Genomic DNA, 2,614 nt, shown 5'->3' on the forward strand with positions numbered 1-2,614 from the left:
ATGGGGCCGCTGGGTCATGTCCCACCCGCGGAGTTCGAGGCAAACTACCATCGTCAACGCGCTGGTCAGGCCGCAACCGTCTGACTTAAACCAACTGGCCTCCGCGAAACCCGGGGCGATTCATACTGCACCTCGGTCTTGCCGATCTTGTGGTTGCGGTCGAAGAAGTAGACGCCCCAGACCCAGCCTTCCTTATTCGAGACGTGGTTCTTCAGCCGGTCACCGACGGGGTCGGCCTCGCCGATGTAGATGGTTTCCTCGGCGGCGTTGCCAACCAGGATGTAGATGCCAGCCTGCGAGAAACCCGGCTCCTGCTTTAGCTGATGGAACAGCTCCTTGGTGAAGACGACGCCGTAGCCCGACCAGTTCGACTTGTCGACGTGACGAATTCCCTCTGGGTCACCGGACGTGGCGAATAGCGTGATTGAAAACGGCTGCATGAAGTTCTCCCCCGATGTTGCTTTTACCGTGTGGACTACTTCACCACTTCCATCAACCTCCCGAAGCTGTCAACCACGTCGTATTTGACATTCTCCGGGGCGAAACGGCGGTTCATCTCATCGAAGAACTTGCGAGCGCATTTGATCTTGGTTTTCTCGATCTCGCGCAGCTCCATCGTGGACATCGATCCTTTGGTTTCTGCGACGAAGTAGATGTGCTTCACCGCGCCTTCCTTGAACGAGATGGCCCAGTCCGGGTTGTAGTCGCCGACTGGCGTGGGGATTAAGAAACCGCGCGGCAACTTGGCGTACACGACGACTTCAGTGCTGGCCTCCAACGCCTCTGCAAAATCGCGCTCCGGCTTCGATCCGGAATCCGGCAGCACGAAATCGTAGATGTGGTGCCTGGGTGTCTTGATCGCATTACTGAAGTCCTGCTTGGTTTGTCCGGCGGTGAAGATGTCCAGATCGAACTTGTCTTCGACTGGATCGTAGGCCAGATGCTCGATGATGACGGTAGCCTTCTGCTCGTTGATCAGGCGAATCGCCTCCGCAATGAAGCTCTCTGGGTTGGTCTTGAACTGCGCGAATACAGCCGCATTGAGCCCCTTCAGAATGTCGGTGACCGTGCGTCGAGTCAGCTGGGTGCCTTCAGCAAGCTTGCCGATCAGGTCATACTTGACCGTCGAATGAATCGAGGCGCGGTTGGTTTCTGTCTCTGTGACCTTCAACTCGAACGCATTGCCTGCCTTGATACCGTCATAGGTCACGGCGGCAGCCTGTTCACCATGCTGGATTGTGTATTGCAGCGGAGTGACGCGCAGGCTGGCATCCAGCTCTTTGACCGCCTTCTGCACCAGTTCGTTGGAATCGAAGTGGACGCTGTATACCGCCTTTCGGTTGATCCGATTCCAAAGTTCCTTGAACTCCCGTTTTTCAAAGTTGGCGTTGAGCGGGTTCTTCTTGGGCTTGCGGTCGTCGCCAATCTCGGGCAACTGGCTTTCGCTGAAAACGCTGTCGATCAGCTTGAAGACCTGCTCGGCGTGCGGTGCCAACTCGGGCGGTAACGCAGCCAGTGCGCCGTCTTTCTTTGCCTCGTGGTAGGCATTGGTGATGCGATCTGCGTCGTCGGTGTAGTCGTGCTTGACCAAGTACCTGTAAATCTGCTTGGCGAGCTGCGGTGTGACCTCGACATCACCCGTCGCCGTCTTCAACACCTTGCCGGTGAAGTAAGCCTCGTTTGCCGCACGCGGACGCGCCGACAGCGACTCACTGATGTCCTTCTGCAGTGCCGCGACGAAGTCTTTGTAGCTCTCGCTGGCAACCACGGTCAAAACATTAATGTCGTGTACTATCGCCGGATGGTCCATCCTGTCGCCGTTTTGGTTGACTGACAGCCGCAAGCCGCGCCCCACCTCCTGACGGCGGGATATCGTGTTGTCACTGTGCTTGAGCGCGCAGATCACAAACACATTGGGGTTGTCCCAACCTTCACGCAGGGCAGAGTGGGAAAAGATAAAGCGCACTGGCTCGGCGAACGACAGCAGCCGCTCCTTGTCCTTGAGGATCAGGTCGTAGGCGTCCACGTCGTCGGAAAGCCCTGCGTTTTCGCCACGCGCCACGACAGAGGGGTCGGCCAGTCGTTTGCTTTTCTTGTCGATGGAAAAATAGCCGCTGTGTGTCTTATCGACCGGAATTCCTTTTAAGTACTTGATGTACGGTGTTTCATCCAGATCCAGCACCTCGTTGAGGTAGAGCTGGTACTCTTCCTCGAAGATGCGCGCGTACTCGCCCTTTTCGTCGCTCTGGGAGTAGTCGCGGTACTTGACCACTTCGTCAATGAAAAAGAGCGTGAGCACCTTCACGCCCTGCTGGAACAATGCCTGTTCCTTGTCGAAGTGCGCCTTGATGGCCTCGCGGATCTGGATACGGCGCAGCGCGGCCTCAGTGACATCACCGGTTGCATCCCCGACGGTGAGCTCAACGCCATTGGTGAAGCTCAGGGTGTCGGTAATGGCATTGATGTCCGATACCACATAGCCACGATACTGACGTAAGCTTCCCCGTCAAGGCGACAGTTCAAAAGTAGAGTTCCTGGCGGCTTGAGAATACTCGACTGGCGTCATGTCGCCGAGCGAGTCATGGGGTCGGTCTTCGTTGTATTCGAGCATCCA

Annotated in this window: 2 protein-coding genes and 1 pseudogene; all 3 read right to left on the reverse strand. The window is 56.7% G+C overall.

The window, feature by feature from the left end; all coding sequences use genetic code 11:
* Positions 1-65 precede the first annotated feature (65 nt).
* A complete protein-coding gene (locus ABSH63_RS15670; protein WP_352891041.1) occupies positions 66-440 on the reverse strand; it encodes a GIY-YIG nuclease family protein in 375 nt (124 codons plus the stop codon).
* A gap of 35 nt (positions 441-475) precedes the next feature.
* Positions 476-2,497 (reverse strand): annotated as a pseudogene (locus ABSH63_RS15675) (restriction endonuclease); the annotation flags it as partial.
* Positions 2,498-2,506: 9 nt separating this feature from the next.
* A partial coding sequence (locus ABSH63_RS15680; protein WP_352888226.1) for an integrase core domain-containing protein occupies positions 2,507-2,614 on the reverse strand: 108 nt, incomplete at its 5' end.

This window comes from Sinimarinibacterium thermocellulolyticum, from assembly GCF_040327995.1.
Classification (GTDB): Bacteria; Pseudomonadota; Gammaproteobacteria; order Nevskiales; family Nevskiaceae; genus Solimonas; species Solimonas thermocellulolyticum.

Coding starts and splice junctions, on each gene's coding strand:
- ABSH63_RS15670 (WP_352891041.1), bottom strand. CDS start 440: ATGCAGCCGTTTTCAATCACGCTATTCGCCACGTCCGGTGACCCAGAG.